Consider the following 18,988-nt stretch of genomic DNA (forward strand, 5'->3'; position numbering starts at 1 on the left):
CCAAACTAGTTTCAAGGTTTGAAATACTAATTGTAAAAGGAAAAATCATGACAACAATTGATTGTAGAAATTTAGAGTGCCCAAAACCAGTCATCATGACTAAAAACGCACTTGATAGTTTAAGTGAAGGCGAAAGCTTAGAAATTTTGGTAAATGCACTAGCCCCAAAAGAAAATATTTCAAGATTTTTAAAAAATCAAAATATAAACTTTAGCCTCGAAAGCAATGGCAACGAAACTAAAATTTTAGCTACAAAAGGCAAAAATGCGCTTGAGCTTACAAATTTTGATGAGTTTGTCTGCGACATAACACCAAAAAATAATAAAGTACTCTATCTGAATGAAGAGCGCGCGGGAAGTGGCGAAGTAGGAATAAATTTACTATCAAAATTCTTAGGAGCATTTCTTCAAGTTGAGAAAAAACCAAAGATAATAATCTGCGTAAATAACGCTGTAAAGATGACTACAAACCGCTCACACCCAAGCTTTAAGCCGCTTAAAGATCTTGAAGCTGCTGGTGTTAAAATTTTAAGCTGCGGAAGCTGCTTGGAGGCTTATAAGCTAGTAAGCGATCTTGCGATTGGCGAAATTTCAAATGCTTATGAGATCATCGACATACTCTCAACTCACGAGCAAATCAAATTATGATCTACCACGACAAAAAGCTTACGCAGTTCGTTAGAGCCGCTGGTTGAGCTGCTAAGCTTGACCCGTCGGGTCTAAACAAAACGATTAGTAGTTTAAATTTATCTCATCCAAATCTGCTCTCAAGCACCAATTCTAACGAGGATGCGAGTGTCTTTAAAATTTCAAGTGATCTTGCACTTGTTCAAACGCTTGATTTTATAACGCCTGTGGTAAACGATCCATTTATCTACGGACAAATCGCTGCCGCAAATAGCCTAAGCGACGTCTTTGCAATGGGTGGCGAGGTGATAAATGCTCTAAATATCGTGGGTTTTGATAGCTGCAACTTGGCACCTGAAATTTTAGGTGAAATTTTGCAAGGCGGAGCCGATAAAGTAAAAGAGTGTGGTGGCATTATTGTTGGCGGGCATACGATCGAGACACAGCAGATGTATTATGGGCTTAGCGTCACTGGAAGGGTTCATCCTGATAAATTTTGGGCAAATAATACTGCCATAAATGGCAATGTTTTGATACTTACAAAGCCCCTTGGAAGCGGCATTTTAAGCACAGCAATAAAGGCTGATTTATTAAGCATGGAGCAGATAAAAGAGGCTGCAACTATCATGGCACAGCTAAATTTTTATGCATTAAAGGCACTTGATGACATCAAAGTCTACGGCGCTACTGATGTGACTGGATTTGGCTTTTTGGGACATTTAAGCGAAATGCTAAATGAAAAGATCAGTTTTGAAATTTATGAAAAAAACGTGCCAATCATTGCAAGTGCAAAGGAATTTGCAGATATGGGCATAATTCCAGAGGGAAGCTATAAAAACCGCGAATTTGCAAAGCATTTTGTAGACAAAGAAGCTGATATTTTGCTATTTGACGCACAAACTTCAGGTGGGCTTTTGCTCGCAGTTGGTGAAAAGGACGCGATGCTTGCAGTAAAACGCTTAAAAGAAGTAGGCTATGAAAGTTCAGCTATTGTTGGCTCCGCGGTGTCAAAGAGCGAGTTTGGTATATTTTTAAGATAAATTTTTAAAAATAGCATGCTATCCATTGCGTTAGTGAAATCTTTTAATTTACTTAACCATTCTATAATTTCAAAAACTACAAAGGAGAGATGATGAATTATCTTGAAATTTTAAAATTTCGTCATGCTTGCAAGGTTTTTGACAAAAGCAAAAAAATCAGTGCTGGAGAGTTTGATTTTATACTAGAAGCTGGTAGATTAAGCCCTAGCTCAACTGGCCTTGAGCAGTGGGATATCTTAGTCGTTCAAAATAAAGAGCTTAGAGAAAAAATAAAAGCTCTTTCATGGAATCAAGCACAAATCACATCTTGCTCGCATTTAGTTGTCGTTTTAGCTAAGATCAAAGAGGTAAAATTTGGAAGCGCATACGTTAATAAAATGATCGCTAGAAATACCAATAAAGATCCTGAAGCCATTGCTGCAAGGCAAAAATTTTACCATGACTTTTTGCTAGCAAATTTTAAAAACGATGATGAGCTAACATTTCAGTGGTCACATGAGCAATGCATGATAATCGCCACAAATATGATGAATGCAGCTGCGAGTTTGGGCATTGATAGTTGCCCGATAGAAGGCTTTGACAGACACGCTTTAAATGAACTTTTGGGGCTTGATGAGAGCTTTCAAAGATTGGCCATCATGGTGCCATTTGGCTACCGCCTAAATCCACAACCAAAAAAACTTCGCAGAGAAATTTCTGATATCGTTACTTGGATCTATTAAGATATTTGAGCCAAATTTTAAATAAATTTTTGGCTCAATTTTAAATAAATCAATAAATTCTAAATAAATACTTGCCTTTATAAACCCAAATCAAGTAAAAATGGGATAAAATCAGAGCCAAAACCTAAACTAATGAGGTGTCTATCGTGCTTGAGAAACAAAAAACCAGCCTTCAAATAGTAAAAATGTTTTATATAAAGGCTATTTTACTTCTACTCTCATTTATATTTTTAGCATTATTTGTAGTTTGTGCCGGCACGAACGATATAAAATATGATCTTAGCTCAACAAATTCAAATATAAAATCATCAATCTCAAATAGCTTTTTTATAATAAAAAACGATCTATTTTTAAAGTCAAAAATGGTTGAAGCAGGTCTTAGTGATATACTATTTGATAAAAATTCAACAAAAAACGATCTTTATATAGCTTTTTACGTTTTTGATAAAAATAGAAATTTAATCTATTCAAAGAGATTTTTAGGTGCTGATGACATAGCCGAAAAGGATCTATCTCAGCTTAGTTTAAATGAGACATATGCCGGGAAATTTACAGTATCAGATCGAGTTTATAAAAACAATCGTTTTAGAGATATTTATGCATCTTATGGACTAAAAAATGGAGGCAGCATTTTAGTTCAAATTGATATAAAATTTTTGCAAAACTACACTAATGTAGATTACGATGATAAAAGTAAAACTTATGCTTATCTGGTAGATAAATATGGAAATTTATCAAGAGATGAGTTTTATAAAAAATTTGATGAATCGATGTTTTTGCCTTATGTGAGTCTTGGCGATGAGTTTAAAGAGGATAAAATAATATTTTCTTTAAGCCATATGGGCTTTTATCTCATAAGCTATATGCCAGAGTATAAAATTTTTGTTATTACCGCTTCAACGAAACATTTTCATATCTTTATGCAGTTTGTGTTATTTTGGCTATCGATCTTTTGTTTTATATCTTCCATATTTTTATGGGTTAGAGATGTAAAATTTGTAAAAAATAGAATAATGCCAGCTTTAAAAGAGGTAAGAGATACTTTAGATGGTGATGAATACGAGATAAAACGAAGCCTTAATGTAACAGAATTTGAAGATATAAAAAATGGAATAAACAAGCTAAAGATAGAAGCCAAAAAAGCAACTGATGGGCTAGAAGAATACAAAAGTAGATTTGGCTATATTTTTGAGCAGAGCTTTTTGAAAATAGTAGTTTATGATGCTTATACTGGCGATATTATTGATGCTAGTAATGCATTTTTATCTTCTGTTGGCTACACAAAAGATGAGATTATAGAGCTAAATTTAAATGATTTAATAGATGACGATTTTGTATTGTTTATGCAAATGAAACAAGATGCTCAAAATAGCGATATGAGTTTTAAAATCAAGCTAAAAACAAAAGATGGCGGCACTAAAGAGGGATTTTTACAAGAGTCGCAGATTGAACTAAGGGATTCTAGGCTAAATTTTATGCTTATACACGAGCTTGACGATGGAAAATTTACGAAAAAGGATAACGAAGCAATAAATGATTATTCGTTTTTATCGCCAAATGTAATAGCAGAAGCTTTAAGCAGCGATCCATTTTCTATCGTAAGAAGTACGCAAAATATCGATAGTGTCTTTAAAGTCCCACAAGATAAGAAGCTTATAAATTTAAAAGATCTAATAAGTCCTGAAAGTTTAGATGAGTTTGCTGTAAATGTTTCTAATGAATCTAAAAAATTCTTTGAAAAAGGTAGCAAAAATAGCGAGATAAATCTCGTAGCCAATATGCAAACAAATGAAAACAACAAAACGCCATTTAAAATAAAAGTAAAATTTATAGATAATGGTGCTGACAAAGAGCAAAAAATCATCTACTTTTTTAATGACTTAAGTGATATAGCAAAGTTGCAAGAAAAATATGATGCTGAATTAAAATATTTTCAAAGCATACTTTGGGCAAGCCAAGCACTTGTTTTTTCGTGGGATAAAAAAAGCGACACCCTTTATATCCCAAATGCTATCGCCAAGTCGCTCGGATATGCATTAAATGGAGATATGAGTATAAATTTTGAACGTGCAAAAACTATATTTGTAGATGAATTTGTAAGCTTTAAGGACTTTTTTGACCTTATAAAAAAAGGTGAAGTATATGATGGCGAAGTGCGTTTTTATAGGGCTGATAAAGAGATTATTTATGTAAGGATTAGAGCAAAAGCAATAGCTTTTTATGATGGTGAAGCAAGCGTCATAAAAGGCACAATGCAAGATCTTAGTGTGCAAAATAACTTTTTTTCTTATCAAGACCTTTTAGCAAAAATTTTCTCATACGCAAAAGAGCAAATTATTATGCTTGATGATGAGTTTAGGATCATAGATGCTAATGACGCTTTTTTCGATACGCTTAACATTTCTAGAGATAAAAATTTTATAGAGAAAATTTACTCAAAAGATATAATAAATTTTAAAAACGGACTAAAAGATATTAAAGATGAAATTTTAAATTCACTTAAAATAACTGGCTTTTGGCAAGGTCTTATTCATGATGTTCGAAGCAAAAATAGACTCGAAGTCATAAGTATAAGTAAGCTTTTAAACGCGTTTGGCGATCAAGAGGGATATATTTTGTTAGCTTCAAGTGCAAATGATGACTGCTACAATAAAGAGTATCTCGAATTTATCGCGTATCACGATACGCTGACTGGACTACCAAATAGATTTTTACTTTTTAATAAGCTAGAAAATCTGCTAAAACAAGCGAAAAAAAGCTTAAAAATAGCAGCATTTTATGTTGATTTTGATAACTTTAAATCGATAAATGACGGATATGGACATCAAGTAGGCGATAAAATCCTAATAGAAATTTCAAAAAAAATAGATGAAATTTTCCCAAAACAAGGAATATTTGCAAGAATAGGCGGAGACGAGTTTATAGGCGCTATGCCTTATGAAAATTTGGGAGAAATTTACGAAACTGCTGAAAACATCTTAAGAGTGGGTCAGAGTAAAATTTCTATTGATGATGAGAAAAAACTTAGCGTAAGTATTGGCATTAGCTTAAGTAGCGATGCACTTAGTGTTGATGATCTAATTGAAAGAGCTGATTGGGCTATGTATCAAGCAAAGCTTAATGGAAAAAATAAATATTATGTATTTAATTCGAAAAAAGATACGTACTTTAAAAATGAATATAGAGATGACTCAAAGATCATTGAAGCTATCGATGCTGGCGAGATGTTCTTGCTTTATCAGCCTGAGATTGATATAAAAAGTGGGGAAGTTAGTAGCTTTGAGGCATTTATTAGATGGAAAAATGGTGATAAGATATTAAGGCCATCAGACTTCTTGCCACTTGCAAAAGGCTCAAAAGCAGTTGTTGCTATCGCATTATTTACACTAAAAGATGCTTTAAAAGCTAGGGCTGTGTGGCTAAAAGAGGGAATAAATGCAAAAGTTAGAGTAAATTTATGCATTAAAAAGCTAATGACTTCTGAGTTTTTTGAGAAATTTAAAAAGCTTTTAGAAGATGAGCAGCTAGACGCCAATGGTCTAATCATAGACATTGTTGACTCCGCAAGTGGCGTAAATTTAGATGATGTTGTTAGATATATCGATGCTTATAAGGAGCTAGGCGTTAGCTTTTCGCTCGATGATTTTGCGTCTTATTCAGGCTCGGTAGAAGCTTTAGGCATGTTAAAAACAAATAGATTTAACATAGATAAAAGATTTTGCAAACAGATTTTTGATTCAGTAGAAGCGCTAAAGACCATACGCATGATAAAGTATGTATCAGATACATTTGATTTTGATGTCATGATAAAAAATTTAGAAGATAAAAGCATGCTTGAAATTTTTGTTGGATTTGGCTTTAGTAGATTTCAAGGACGGCTTTTTGCGCCAGAGCTTAGCCTGGATGATGTGCTTAAATTTAAATTTGCTCTATCATCTCCGCTAAATGTAAGAAATTTTCAAGATGATGAGAACTACAATATGCTTTGCAAAATAGTAGGTGCAAAAGAGCTTATGATTCGTTTGATAAATTTGCTTAAATGCGATGAAAAAGTAAGCGAAAAATTAAAAATCGAAATAGCAAATCAAGTAGATGATATCAGAATAATAAATGAAAAATTAGCTGAAATTTTAGATACGATCCTTGTAAAAATAGACAAAGAGAACGTAATAAATTTAGCTAATGAGGCAATTTTGTTATGCGATAATGATCTAAATTTGAGTGGAGCGAATAAATAATGAATGAAAATGCTTTAAATGTTTATGAGCATGAAATCCCAAATGGAAGCAAACTATACTTTGCCAATAGCGCAAAGCTAAAGAGGCAGATCGAGCAAAAAGCTAGTGAAATTTTAGAAAATGAAGGCTTTAGCGAGATCGTAACGCCATTTTTCTCATATCACCAGCATTTAAGTGTAGATGCGACAAATCTTTTGCGTTTTAGCGATAGCCTAAATCACGAAATAAGTCTAAGAGCTGATAGCACGGTAGATACTGTAAGGATCGTGCTTAGAAGGCTAAAGGCAAACGAATCAAAAAGATGGTTTTATATCCAGCCAGTCTTTCGCTATCCAAGTCAAGAAATTTACCAAATCGGAGCCGAACTAATCGGTGAAAATGATGTTTTAAAAAGCATAAATATCGTAGCAAAGCTTCTTAATGAGCTAAAAATGGATACATTTTTGCAAGTGAGCAATATACAAATTCCAAGAGTGATTTGTGAAATTTTAAGTGTGCCTATTGAAATTTTTGAAAATGGGCAAATGGAGAAAATTTTATCTCAAAATGTTCCATGGCTAAGTGCTCTTGCTCTTTTAAAGTCAGTTGATGAGCTGGATGAGGTGATTAAAATTTCTCCAAGCAAACTAAAAGAACCGCTTGAAAATTTGAGAAATTTAGCCAGTGCTTTAGAATATAAAAATTTAAGAATAGTTCCGCTATATTACTCGAAAATGAGATATTACGATAGTTTATTTTTTAGATTTTTAAGAAATAACAGCATAATAGCAAGTGGCGGAAGCTACGAAATAGACGGAAAAATAAATAGTGGTTTTGCTGTTTATACAGATGCATTGATAGAAGAAAAAATTAATTTAAGGAAGTAAGAATGAGAAAGGCTGATTTAGTAGTTGGAGTTCAATGGGGTGATGAGGGCAAAGGCAAGATAGTTGATATGCTAGGACTAAACTATGACATGATCTGTCGCTCACAAGGCGGCCATAATGCCGGCCATACGATCTGGGTTGATGGCGTTAGATATGCTTTGCATCTTGTTCCAAGTGGAATTTTGCATAAAAATATCATAAACATCATTGGCAATGGCGTTGTTGTTTGCCCAGAAGTGTTAATCACTGAAATGGCTCAGTTTGAAAATTTAGAGGGAAGGCTTTATATTAGCGATAAAGCACATTTAAATCTAAGCTATCATAGCCAAATCGATCAAGCAAAAGAGAGACTAAAAGGCGAAAAAGCTATCGGTACGACTGGCAAAGGTATTGGACCAACTTATGCTGATAAAATAAGTAGAAGCGGTCACAGAGTAGGCGAACTACTTGAGCCAGAACGTTTGTGCGATGCTTTGATGCATGATTTTGAGACAAACAAATGCGTATTTGACGCACTTGGTGTAAAAATTCCCAATGAGAATGAATTGCTTGAAGAGCTAAAAAGATATAAAGAGGTTTTAGCTCCATTTATCGCAAATACTACAAACCTAGTGTGGAAGGCACTTGATGAAAATAAAAAGGTATTACTTGAAGGCGCTCAGGGCACGCTCCTAGATATCGATCATGGTACATACCCTTATGTCACTAGCTCAAATACTATAAGCGCAGGTGCTTGTACAGGGCTTGGACTAAATCCAAAAGAAATCGGTGAAGTAATAGGCGTCATAAAGGCCTATACGACTCGTGTTGGCTTTGGCCCTTTCCCAACAGAAGATAAAGGCACGAGTGGCGATAAGATGTGCGATATCGGCAAGGAATTTGGCACAACAACAGGCCGCCGCAGACGTTGTGGCTGGTTTGATGCTGTGAGTGTAAAATATGCTTCAAGGCTTGATGGTGTCGATACTTATGCGCTCATGAAACTTGATGTACTTGATGGATTTGAAGTGGTAAAAATTTGCAAAGCTTATCAATATAATGGCGAAACTATCGATTATATGCCGACAGATCTTGAAAATGCAACTCCTATCTATGAAGAACTTGCAGGCTGGGATAGCGTAAAAGGCATAAGCAAATATGAAGATCTGCCAGCAAATGCAAGAGCTTATATCGAGCGAATAGAAGAGCTAACTGGCGTAAAGATCGGCTACATCTCAACAAGCCCTGAAAGGAGCGATACGATCATTAGATGAAAAGCAAATTTACCTCTATCGTCCGTGTAAAAAAACAAGAGATGGATAAGGTAGAGGCAAAGCTTGCCGTTGCCAGGCTTAATGTAAGAAATTTTGAAGAAAATTTAGTGCATTTAAGAGCAAGGCTTGAGGAATTTTGCTTGCCAAAAAGTGGCAATATAGGCGAGTTAAAGGAAAATTTAGAGTTTATAAAGATAGCAAGGCAAGAGTTAAATGCCTGCAAAGAGAGCCTTGAAATAGCTAAAAAAGAGGTTTCGCATTACGAACATAAATATAAAAATGCAAATTTAGAGTACGAAAAGATGAAATATCTAGAAAAAGAAGAGTTTAAAAAAGAGATAAAACGCATACAAAAAGCCGAAGCGCTTGCGCTTGATGAGTTTGCGGTGATAAAATTTACAACTAAGAGTGAGTTGTAATGAGAGCGGTTTTATTATTCTTCATTATTTTAAATTTTGCATTTTGTTTTGAAGTACCAGTTGACTGTACGCAAATTTTTGAAGCCAGAAAAGAAGAAATTTCAAAGGAACTTGAAATTATAGATGAACAGCGCCAAGCTTTAGAGGTATTTCGCGCAAGCTCAGCAGCAGCCTATGAAGAAAATAATAAAAAGCTTGCCAAAAAAGAAGCTGATCTAAATGCGACAATGAAAGTGATCGAGCAAAAACGCAAAGAGATCGATGAAGTGGTCGCTAAAAATGAGAAAATTTTAAAAGAACTTCGCACAATGACTAGTGATAAAGTCAATGAGTCGTATTCTAAGATGAAAGATGGCGCGGCGGCCGAGGTGCTCTCTAAAATGCCTAGATCAAACGCAGCCACCATACTTTATGCTCTTGATGCCAAAAAGATATCAACTATAATGGCAAAAATGGATCCAAAAGTAGCATCCGAGATCACCACTTTGCTTCAAAAAGGGCCACCATTTGCTGATGAAAAAGGCGATATGCCAACTCCAGCTGGTAGCATAAATATTCAGTAATAAATTTTTGCACAAACAAGCAAAATTTTAAAAAATTTAGACACCAAAATATAAAGCTCTATGCTTATAAATTTTTAATTTTAAGCTCGCCTAACTTTAGCTTGTATACTTTTGTGGTAGCTATTTTTTAACCAAACTTGCTACGACCCCAACTCCAAGAATGGCTAGAATGATAAAAAGGCTAATTTGTGCAGAAATTTCAAAACCATGATGAAAGATATGAGCAGTTGCATTTAAAGCTAGCTTTGCTGCGATAAAAAATAAAAGCATGATCACAGAAATTTCTAAATACTTTAAAAAATTTTTGAGTGCTTCAAGCACAAAATAAAGCGTTCTTAGCCCAAGTATCGCAAATATCATTGCCTGAATAAACAATCACAGGATCTTTGCTCACAGCAATGACAGCTGGAACGCTATCAAAAGCAAATATCACATCGCTTAGCTCAATCACGCAAAGGCACAAGAATAACGGTGTTGCTATCCAAGTGGCTTTTAGCCTTAAAATTTGATCGTTAAGAGTAGTTTTTTGACTATCTGAAATTTGCTTAGAAATTTCGCTAAATTTAACAAAAAAACTATGTCCAAAAAGCTGCGGTAAAACCGGAAAGAAGCGATAAACTGCCCTATAGGCTATATGGTTTGAATAATCTTTTATATCCTCATCGCACTTATCTTTTTTTATCATCATTACAGCACTATATGCGACTATTGCTGCAAATATTAGCTCCGTCCAAGGCGAGATGGCAAAAAGCATTGTACCTACGGCTACAAAGATGAGCCTAAATATCATAGCTCCTATAACACCAAAATAAAGCACTCTGTGGCGATAAATTTCAGGTATCTTAAACCATGAAAAAATCGCCATCATCACAAAAAGATTATCTACTGAGAGCGACTTTTCTAGTGCATATCCTGCAAAATAAAGACTTGCTATTTCACTGCCTCGCTCAAAATATAAATATATACCAAAAAGCACCGAAACTCCTATCCAAAAGATAGACCAAATACCAGCTTGTTTTAGTAAAATTTTCTCATCATGTTTATGAGCAAAAAGATCTATTCCAAAGGCAAGTGATGCCATTATAATAAAAACTATAATTGTTTGAATTTCTAATGCGTTCAACTTTTATCCTTAAAATTTTAGCAAGGCATCATCAAGACTTCTACTATCTCGCCTTTTTTAAGAATTTCTTTATCCATTGGGATCATTAAAAGTGCAGCTTTGTTTGTTAAATTATTTACGATCGCTGAACTGCCAAGCTTTTTGCCATTTAGATTTACAAAATTTTTTCCTTCACGATTTTCTAAATTTACAGCCGTAAATTCTAAAAATGGCGAACGCTTTTTATAGTCTTCGTCCATTATCGCCGTGATCTTTGGCTCTTCTTGACCAAACCACGCATTTATTAGGACTCTTACGTAAAGCACACACATAACCATTGCCGAGTACGGAAATCCTGGCAGTGCAAAGATATATTTATCGCCTGATTTTGCCACTCTGATGTGACGGCCTGGTTTTATGGCAGCACCTTCGATGATAAGGCTAAAATTTTCATTTAAAGCGCCTTTTACAAAGTCATAATCCCCCATACTTATGCCACCAGTCGTCACTAATATATCAGCTGATTTTAGTGCGTTTATGATCGCTTTTTCGACAAGCTCAGCCTTATCTCTTACGATCTCGCAAAGGATCGGCTCCGCACCCATTTTGCGTATCTGCATAGCGATGCCTACGTGATTTGAGCTGTGAATTTGTGCTGGATTTTCTAATGGCTCGCCAAGGTCTTTTATCTCGCTGCCAGTCGCTAGTATCGCAACTCTTGGGCGTATGAAAACGCTTACGTGAAAGACACCAAGCTCAGCAAGAAGTGCTATCTCAGCGTAGGTTAGACGTGTGCCTTTTTTGATCAAAATTTCACCTTTTTTGTAGCTTTCTCCTACTTCGCGCACGGCAAAACCCTTTGGTACGCTCTTTTTGATGATTATTTTTGAGCCACTAACCTCGACATTTTCTACCGGTACAAGAGTATCAGTGCCTTCACTCATTAGTGAGCCAGTGAAAGTTTTTACACATTTGCTACCCTCTATGACTAGTCCTTTGTCGCTTCCAGCGGGCAGGTCTGTGATGAGCTCAAGCTCGCTTAGACCATCTTTAAAGGCAAAAGCGTATCCATCCATCGCTGAAACTGGCTTTGCTGGGTAATTTTCAGCGGCTATCACGTCGTAGGCGATATTTCTATCAAGCGCGTCCGTGATGGCTACTTTTTCGACCTTTTCCCACGCATTGATTGTATCTTTTAGAATTTTTAGGCTATCTGCGTAACTCATAAAATCTTTCATTTTTATCCTTTTTATGAAATTTTTGCATATTCTATCCATTTCGCTCTTAAAAAATTAATCTTTGTTTTATTTAATGATTATTAAAATGTCGTTTAAGAAATCAGTTTGATTTTACCCTATACACAGGAATATTCATGAATAAAACAGTGCTTTACATCATCGCAGGTGCAAGCTTAGGCATTCTTGGCCCAGTGCTTGTTTATTTTGGCAATCCAGCAAATATGGGCGTTTGCGCAGCTTGCTTTTTAAGAGATAGCGTAGGTGCTTTTGGCTTTCATCAAGCCAAAGTGGTACAGTATCTAAGGCCTGAAATTTTAGGACTTATCATCGGAGGCTTTTTAGCAAGTATGCTTTGGAGTAGAAATTTCACTCCAGTATCCGGCAGTGCGGCATTTTCTAGATTTTTTCTAGGTGTGTTTGCTATGATTGGTTGCCTTATTTTTTTGGGTTGTCCATGGAGAGCGTTTTTGCGCCTTGGTGGCGGAGATATGACAGCTATTGCTGGTTTTGTCGGTCTATTCGCCGGCGTTTTTATCGGACGATTTTTCAAGAAAAATGGTTACGTCATACCTGAAAATGATGCCACTACAAAACCAGTTGCCTTTTTACCATTAATTATTGCTGTTTTACTTTTAGCAGCCCTTGTTTTTGGTTTAAAGCTTGGCGATAATGGTGCATTATTTAGCTCAGAAAAAGGTCCAGGCTCACAGCATGCAAATATCTTTATCTCGCTTATTTGCGCCATTATTATTGGCATTTTTATGCAAAGAAGCAAATTTTGTTCGGTTGGTGCGATCAGTAAAGTTTTCGAGCGTGATTTTTCGATGTTTTACGGCATCGTATCGGTTGTTGTTTTTGCTAGCATTACAAATTTAGTGCTAAATCAATACAAATTTGGCTTTGAAGGTCAGCCTATCGCTCACAATGACATTCTTTGGAATTTCCTTAGTATGACGCTCGCTGGTCTTTGCTTTAGTCTAAGTTATGGCTGCCCAGGCAAACATTTGGTGCAAATGGGAGCTGGAAATTTAAGCTCGGCTGTATTTGTTTTAGGCATGGGTGCAGGTGCTGCGATAAGTCATAACTTCATACTTGCAAGCTCACCAGCTGGCATTACTCCTTATGCTCCATATGCCGTAGCGATCGGCTTTATCTATGCTATTTATGTTGGAGTTTTTACTAAAAAAGCATAATATAAATTTGGCTGCCTTTGCAGTCAAATTTACTCACTTTTTATATCCCTCACCTCATCAAAAAGTCCAAAAAGCTCACGTGGGTGTGTGATCATTAAAATACTAGCCTTAATCTAAAATTTTTTAGTGGCAATAGTAATGCATTTTTTAAGATGGCAAATGATAATTTCAAATCGAACTAAAATTTTAACAATGGATTGGCAAAAATTAATAAACATCAATATAAAGTAAATATTTTAAGCTATTTTGATATAGAATATCGATTTTAATTTTATCTAAAGGAATTCTATGAAATTTAGCATACTTGCTTCATCACTGATCTTTAGCTCACTGTGGGCTTTAGATACAAATAACAGTGATTATTCAGTTGTTTTACCAACTATCGAGGTGGAAGGTATCTCGGAGCAAAATACCCTAAAAGGTTATATCGCGTATGATAGTGCGGATATCAATAGAAATGGGCTCAGCAATAAAGAGACGCCACAAACTATCGAAAATATAGATATACAAAAGAATAGAAACTACGGCACAAACGATCTTTCAAGTATCCTAGAAGGAAATGCTGGTATTGATGCAGGCTATGATATGAGAGGCGAGAGCATCAAGATAAGAGGCTTTAGTGTTGATGGTGGCGATATATATAGAGATGGTGTTAGAGACTCTGGTCAGATAAGACGCAGTACAGCAAATGTTGAGAGGGTTGAAATTTTAAAAGGACCAGCTTCGATCTTATATGGAAGAAGCGATGGCGGTGCGGTTGTAAATCTAGTTAGTAAGAAGGCAAATTTTATGCCTGTTTATAAACTCTCAGGAAGAGTTGGCAGCTGGAGTAGATATGGTGGTGGTATCGATATAAATCACGTAGTAAATATCGACTAGCTGCAAGGCTAACGACTGATATGGAGCGTGGAAAATCATGGAGAGAGGGCGTAAAATATAAAAATTTTATGGTAAGTCCAAGCATTATCGTGACAAATGATGGCGGAACGGTAAGCTTTGAGGCGCAATACACATATGATAATGCTTGGCGTGTACCTGATAGAATGCCAACAAAAAGTGTCTATGACAAGCTTGGTATCGACTATACAAAGGGATTTTCTCATGATGGAGACTTTGTTGAAGATAAGCTTCATTTCTTCCGTACCGAGCTAAATGCAGAGTTGGTGAAGGATATGAATTTAAAATGGGTTTTTGGTTATAGAAAAGCTAGTCAAAATTTTGACCATTATTTTAGTGGCACTATCATGCCTGGAAATAGACTAAAACAAAACTATGCTAAACAACAAACTGATAATGACACACTCTCAAATGCTATAACACTTACAAAGGAGCTTGAATTTACAAGATTTAAGCATAATCTTACTTTTGGATATGACAACAGCGTAGAAACTCGCCATCCAAGACTTTGGTTTGATAGTGCAAAAAATGTAACTATAAATCCATATGCATCAAGATCAAGTTGGGGTAGTGTGGGCTATATACCACTTAATACTGATAATAAGCATAAAGCTATAAACAATGGAGTGTTTCTCGAGGATCTAATAAGCCTAGATGACAAATATAGGCTACTTCTTGGCGGTAGGTTTGACTTTTATAAGTTTAAAACAAGAAATATTGCAGATATGACAAATAGCTACAAAGGGCACTCTTTTAGCCCAAGAGTTGGCTTGCTATGGGATTTTTTACCAGAGCATACCGCGTATACTTCATACTCAAAGAGTTTTGCTCCATATGGTGGTCGTGGAAATATAGGCATAAGTATAGGCGATACAACGATGCTTGATCTAAAACCACAAAATAACGAGCAATACGAAATTGGCTTAAAAAGCACATGGGCTGATAATAGATTTAGCTCAAACTTAGCGATATTTCAGATCGAGCATAACAATATAAGATATAGACCAGATCCTATAAATGATCCATATACTTGGGCGCAACGTGGTAAAGAGCGAAGTCGTGGTATAGAGCTAAATATCTTGGGTAAAATTTATGAAAATTTATATCTAAGAAGCTCTCTTGGATATATGAGAGCCATTATTGCAAGTGACAAATCAAATCCATTAAACGAAAGACTTAGTCTAAATAATACAACCAACTGGCAGGGCAATGTTTTTTTAAGATATGCTAAAAACGATAAATGGTATGTTGAAAGTGGCGTAACAGGATACTCTAAGCGATATAGCTACCGCACAAGTAATGGTAGAGTCATAGATGAACATCTTCCTGGTTTTGCTAGATTTGATGCAAGTGCTGGATATAACTTTAACGAACACGCTCAAATAACATTAGCGATAAATAATATCTTAAATAAAAAATACTGGCGTTCTGATTCAAGACCGGGCGACGAGAGATCGTTTATGCTAAATATGCACTACACTTTTTAACTAAAATTTACACCGCCTTCTATTTGGCGGTGTAATCTTTTGTCATGTGAAATTTGGAGAAATTTAGCCACCAAAGATGGCTAAATTTGAAGTTATCTTAAAATTTGAATCTTTGCTTTTGCGCGGAGTTTGTCAAAATAATCAGCCATAAGTTTTTCTTGCTCACCTTGATAAAGCTCGTTTATAACATTATCCTTAACGTCTGCAAAGCTTGGAGTGTATGAGCCTATTTTTTCCTTTACATAAAACATATCAAAACTATCAGCGCCTTGTAGTATTTGGGTAAATTCTCCATTATTTGTACCAGCTATGATGGCAGCTAGTCTTGGATCTATGCTCTGATAGTCTAGGCTAAGCTCTTGTGTTTGCACACTATTAAGTAGTGATGGACTTGTTTTTTGAGCTTCTAGTTCTTCAGGATTTTTTGCCCTATAAAGGACTACTTTAGCAGTGCTAAAGACCTTAAATTTATCAGGATTAGCGTCAAAATACATCTTTGCTTTTTGCTCATTTACATTTTTGCCAGCTTCAGCCAAGATGCTTTTATAAAGCTTTTCTTGAAGCATCTTTTTTTCTATGTTGTTTTTAAACTCCAAAAAGTCCATGCCTTGAGCTTGGATAGAGCTTCTAAACTGCGAATTTGTCATGCCATTTTGCTTTGCGATTGATTCGATTCTATCGTTTAGCTCAAATGGTGTTACGCTAATGTTTAAATTTTTTATCTGAGCATCTTCGAGTCTATCTCTTATGAGTAAATTTAAGGCATCTTGTTCGCTAGCTCTTAGCTGCTCTTTCAAGCTATAAACTTCATAAAGCGTGATTGGTTCGTTCTCTACAATAGCTGCGATACCGTTTATCATCTGAGCCGAATATAAATTTAAAGCACTTAGTATGCCAGCAGCCAAAAAGAGCAATTTTTTCATAATAAAACCTTTATTTAAGTATTTAGTAAATATAATTTTGGGCAATTATAACATAAAAATAAGGCACAAAATGATAGTTACTAGATTTGCTCCGTCGCCTACTGGATATCTACATATAGGCGGACTTAGGACAGCCCTTTATAATTATTTATACGCAAGAGCTAATAATGGAAAATTTTTACTTCGCATCGAAGATACTGATTTAAAACGAAACTCAGAAGAGGCCACGCAAGCCATAAAAGAAGCGTTTGCTTGGTGCAAGCTAGATCACGACGGCGAAGTGACATATCAATCAAAGAGATTTGATCTTTACAAAGAGTATGTTAAAAAACTACTTGAAGAAGGCAAGGCATATAAATGCTACATGAGCAAGGACGAGCTTGAAGAGCTTAGAGCTAGCCAAGAGGCAAGAAAAGAGCGTCCAAAATATGATAATAGATATAGAGATTTTAATGGCACGCCTCCAGCTGGCATCGAGCCAGTCATCCGTATCAAAGCCCCACTTAGCGGCGAGATCGTTATACATGATGGCATAAAGGGCGAGGTTAAATTTAAGGTTGAAGATATCTTAGATGACTTTATCATCGCAAGAAGCGACGGCACACCAACTTATAACTTCACAGTTGTAATAGATGATGCACTAATGGGTGTAACAGACGTCATCCGCGGCGACGATCACCTCTCAAATACCCCAAAACAGATCGTTCTTTACGAGGCGCTTGGCTTTAAGGTACCAAAATTTTATCATGTAGCGATGATAAACGGAGAGGATGGCAAAAAGCTTAGCAAAAGGCACGGTGCAACTGACGTTATGGAGTATAAAAAGATGGGCTACCTGCCTGAAGCGCTCTTAAATTTTCTCGTTCGTCTTGGCTGGAGCCACGGCGATGATGAGATTTTTACTATTGAGGATATGCTTAAATACTTTAATCCAAACGACATCAACAAAAGCTCAAGCACTTATAATGCTCAAAAGCTTGACTGGCTAAATTCTCACTACATTAAGACCCTGCCTTACGAGAGGCTAGCGCACGATATGCTTGAGTTTGGCGTTGATTTTAAGGCTTTGGTAAAGGGCGAGCTACTGCTAAATTCGCTCCGTGAGAGATCAAAGACATTAATCGAAATGGCAAATAGCGCAAATGCGATCATCAACGCTCCAAAAAGCTACGATGAGAAAGCATGGGCTAAATTTATAAATGAAAATAGTAAAGAAATTTTGGCTAAATTTGCTCAAATTTTAGACCGCGACCTTGACGCGAAGGGCTATGAGGAGCTAACTAATAAATTTTTAGAGCAAAATGGCTTAAAACTAAAAGACCTAGCTCAGGCTCTAAGAATAGCGCTAACTGGCTCAAGCGTGAGCCCAAGCATCTTTGAAGTGCTTGAAGTAGTGGGCAGTAGCGAGACGAAAAATAGAATACAAAATTTATTAAAGGAAGAAAAATGACACATGTAACTAAAGAAGAAGCACTAAACTACCACATAGGCGGCAAGATCGAGATAAAGGTAAAGACGCCTTGCGAGACGTCAAGAGACCTTTCAATGGCCTATACACCAGGTGTTGCAGAGCCTTGCAAAGAGATAGAAGCTGATAATGAGCTAGCTTATAAATATACAAATAAAGCAAATCTAGTAGCCGTCATCACCGATGGCACAGCTGTTCTTGGCCTTGGCGACATAGGCGCTATCGCTGGTAAGCCAGTTATGGAAGGAAAGTCAGTTTTATTTAAAAAATTTGCAAACGTTGATGCCTTTGACATCGAGCTAGACGAGCATGATCCAGATAAGATCGTTGAGATTTGCAAGGCTCTTGCTCCGACATTTGGCGGTATAAATTTAGAAGATATCCGTGCTCCAAAGTGCTTTGAGATCGAGAGAAAGCTTCAAGAAGCAGTCGATATCCCAGTTATGCATGACGATCAGCACGGCACAGCGATGATAACAAGTGCTGGCATGATAAATGCGATGGAAATTTCTGGCAAAGATATATCTAAGATAAAAATCGTGGTTAGCGGCGCAGGTGCGGCTGGCATTGCATGCGCGAAGATGTATAAAGCGCTTGGCGCAAAACACATCGTGATGATAGATAGTAAAGGCCCCATTTATCTTTAGAGGTGCGCTTGACGTTAGAGCTAAAAAGATCACTGAAAATATGAAAATGGCTGCAGCTAGAGCGCTTGCGCAGCTTGCAAAAGAGCCAGTACCAGCTGAAGTTTTAAAAGCAAGTGGCGTTAGCGAGCTAAAATTTGGCAAAGAGTATATCATCCCAAAACCATTTGACAAACGCGTGCTAACAGCGGTCGCTCCAGCAGTTGCAAAAGCTGCGGTTGAAGATGGCGTAGCGAGAGTAAAAGATTTTGATGTTGAGGCTTATAGAGCCAAACTTGCAAAAGGATTTTAAAATTTAGCCCAAATTTT

At 36.2% G+C, this 18,988-nt stretch carries 16 protein-coding genes and 1 pseudogene; 13 read left to right on the plus strand and 4 right to left on the minus strand.

Going from position 1 to position 18,988, the window contains the following annotated elements; all coding sequences use genetic code 11:
* The first annotated feature begins 47 nt into the window (after positions 1-47).
* The 8 genes from yedF to A3854_RS05540 all read left to right on the plus strand — a co-directional run bounded on the left by yedF (position 48) and on the right by A3854_RS05540 (position 9,727).
* Positions 48-647 (plus strand): sulfurtransferase-like selenium metabolism protein YedF, encoded by a 600-nt coding sequence (gene yedF / locus A3854_RS05505; protein WP_084041655.1) that lies wholly within the window; start codon positions 48-50, stop codon positions 645-647.
* Entirely contained in the window at positions 644-1,666 is a 1,023-nt protein-coding gene (gene selD / locus A3854_RS05510; RefSeq protein ID WP_374057402.1) for a selenide, water dikinase SelD, read from the plus strand. Before yedF ends, selD begins: the two co-directional genes overlap by 4 nt.
* A gap of 92 nt (positions 1,667-1,758) precedes the next feature.
* Positions 1,759-2,388: an NAD(P)H-dependent oxidoreductase gene (locus A3854_RS05515; RefSeq protein ID WP_084041656.1), complete on the plus strand. Its 630-nt coding sequence runs from the start codon at positions 1,759-1,761 to the stop codon at positions 2,386-2,388.
* Between the two features lie 146 nt (positions 2,389-2,534).
* Complete coding sequence (locus A3854_RS05520; protein ID WP_084041657.1) at positions 2,535-6,626, plus strand: diguanylate cyclase domain-containing protein; 4,092 nt, start codon at positions 2,535-2,537, stop codon at positions 6,624-6,626.
* Positions 6,626-7,492 (plus strand): ATP phosphoribosyltransferase regulatory subunit, encoded by an 867-nt coding sequence (locus A3854_RS05525; protein ID WP_084041658.1) that lies wholly within the window; start codon positions 6,626-6,628, stop codon positions 7,490-7,492. Before A3854_RS05520 ends, A3854_RS05525 begins: the two co-directional genes overlap by 1 nt.
* A 2-nt stretch (positions 7,493-7,494) precedes the next feature.
* Positions 7,495-8,745, plus strand: a complete 1,251-nt coding sequence (locus A3854_RS05530; protein WP_084041659.1) for an adenylosuccinate synthase — start codon at positions 7,495-7,497, stop codon at positions 8,743-8,745.
* Positions 8,742-9,164 (plus strand): flagellar export protein FliJ, encoded by a 423-nt coding sequence (locus tag A3854_RS05535; RefSeq protein WP_084041660.1) that lies wholly within the window; start codon positions 8,742-8,744, stop codon positions 9,162-9,164. Before A3854_RS05530 ends, A3854_RS05535 begins: the two co-directional genes overlap by 4 nt.
* Positions 9,164-9,727, plus strand: coding sequence for a MotE family protein (locus A3854_RS05540; RefSeq protein ID WP_084041661.1), 564 nt, complete (start codon positions 9,164-9,166; stop codon positions 9,725-9,727). The genes A3854_RS05535 and A3854_RS05540 overlap by 1 nt, the downstream gene beginning before the upstream one ends.
* 120 nt (positions 9,728-9,847) lie before the next feature.
* Here A3854_RS05540 and A3854_RS09930 read toward each other — a convergent pair whose 3' ends face one another.
* The 3 genes from A3854_RS09930 to A3854_RS05550 are packed head-to-tail and all read right to left on the minus strand — an operon-like array spanning position 9,848 to position 12,067.
* Positions 9,848-10,087 carry a hypothetical protein gene (locus tag A3854_RS09930; protein ID WP_307781508.1) on the minus strand — a complete coding sequence of 80 codons (240 nt, stop codon included), beginning with the start codon at positions 10,085-10,087 and terminating at the stop codon, positions 9,848-9,850.
* Positions 10,041-10,850, minus strand: coding sequence for a TerC family protein (locus tag A3854_RS05545; protein ID WP_307781509.1), 810 nt, complete (start codon positions 10,848-10,850; stop codon positions 10,041-10,043). The genes A3854_RS09930 and A3854_RS05545 overlap by 47 nt, the downstream gene beginning before the upstream one ends.
* Before the next feature lie 17 nt (positions 10,851-10,867).
* On the minus strand, positions 10,868-12,067 hold the full coding sequence (locus A3854_RS05550; protein ID WP_084041662.1) for a molybdopterin molybdotransferase MoeA: 1,200 nt from the start codon (positions 12,065-12,067) through the stop codon (positions 10,868-10,870).
* A gap of 134 nt (positions 12,068-12,201) precedes the next feature.
* Here A3854_RS05550 and yedE point away from each other — a divergent pair, with 134 nt between their 5' ends.
* From yedE to A3854_RS05560, 3 genes are all read left to right on the plus strand, one after another.
* The gene (gene yedE / locus A3854_RS05555; RefSeq protein WP_084041663.1) at positions 12,202-13,260 is read left to right on the plus strand and encodes a YedE family putative selenium transporter; all 1,059 of its coding nucleotides are present in this window, start codon (positions 12,202-12,204) and stop codon (positions 13,258-13,260) included.
* 288 nt (positions 13,261-13,548) lie between these two features.
* Positions 13,549-14,139, plus strand: a complete 591-nt coding sequence (locus A3854_RS09690) for a TonB-dependent receptor plug domain-containing protein (RefSeq protein ID WP_219336933.1) — start codon at positions 13,549-13,551, stop codon at positions 14,137-14,139.
* A gap of 20 nt (positions 14,140-14,159) precedes the next feature.
* The gene (locus A3854_RS05560; protein WP_219336934.1) at positions 14,160-15,644 is read left to right on the plus strand and encodes a TonB-dependent receptor; all 1,485 of its coding nucleotides are present in this window, start codon (positions 14,160-14,162) and stop codon (positions 15,642-15,644) included.
* Positions 15,645-15,736: 92 nt separating this feature from the next.
* Here the strand turns inward: A3854_RS05560 and A3854_RS05565 are convergent, their stop codons facing one another.
* Entirely contained in the window at positions 15,737-16,567 is an 831-nt protein-coding gene (locus A3854_RS05565; RefSeq protein WP_084041664.1) for a peptidylprolyl isomerase, read from the minus strand.
* 70 nt (positions 16,568-16,637) lie between these two features.
* Between A3854_RS05565 and gltX the strand changes: the two genes are divergently transcribed.
* Both gltX and A3854_RS05575 read left to right on the plus strand, forming a co-directional pair.
* Positions 16,638-18,017 (plus strand): glutamate--tRNA ligase, encoded by a 1,380-nt coding sequence (gltX, locus tag A3854_RS05570; RefSeq protein WP_084041737.1) that lies wholly within the window; start codon positions 16,638-16,640, stop codon positions 18,015-18,017.
* Positions 18,014-18,971, plus strand: a pseudogene (locus A3854_RS05575) (hypothetical protein). Before gltX ends, A3854_RS05575 begins: the two are co-directional and overlap by 4 nt.
* Positions 18,972-18,988 lie beyond the last annotated feature (17 nt).

Origin of the sequence: Campylobacter concisus (assembly GCF_002092845.1) — a bacterium.
In the GTDB taxonomy this organism is placed as follows: Bacteria; Campylobacterota; Campylobacteria; order Campylobacterales; family Campylobacteraceae; genus Campylobacter_A; species Campylobacter_A concisus_AQ.